The 515-nt window shown below is 66.0% G+C and carries 1 protein-coding gene; it reads right to left on the bottom strand.

Going from position 1 to position 515, the window contains the following annotated elements:
- The coding region (locus ACXJKO_RS32115) for a transposase (RefSeq protein ID WP_457095029.1) at positions 1-515 on the bottom strand (515 nt) is incomplete at both ends.

The raw sequence follows: 515 nt of genomic DNA, 5'->3' as shown, positions 1-515 counted from the left end.
ATCCAGGCCTTGATCGTGCCAAACGGGTGCTCCACCGTCTGCCGCCGCAGGCGCGCCGTCTCCGGTGCCCGGTCGAGCCGCTCCTGCATCGCATCGAGCACATCCTCGTGCTCCCAGCGCTTGAGGCGCCGCTGCTTGCCGGTCGTACACTGCTCCTTCAGGGCACACCGCTCACAGCAGGTGGTCCAGTACATGTGCAGGGCCATGCCGTTCTCAATCGACCTAAACCGGCGCGTCAGGCGCTCTCCAGCCGGACAGCGATAGCTGTCGTCCTCGGGATGATAGACGAAATCCTGCTTGCCGAAGCGACCATCGGCCTTGGCGCACGACGTAAGGGTCTTGGGCACAGAGGGCGTGATGCCGGCTCGCTCGCAGGCCAGGATATCCTCGCCCTTGTAGTAGCCCCTGTCCGCCACAGCCTCCAGGCTCGGCGTGCCCAGGGCCGTCTGCGCCTGCTGAGCCATCACCGACAACTGCCCCCGATCCGAGCCGCTGTTGGTCACCTCATGCGGCGA

The organism is Microvirga sp. P5_D2, from assembly GCF_054049475.1.
The sequence above is the reverse complement of the archived record's forward strand: the minus strand, read 5'-3'. Positions and strand labels throughout refer to the sequence as shown.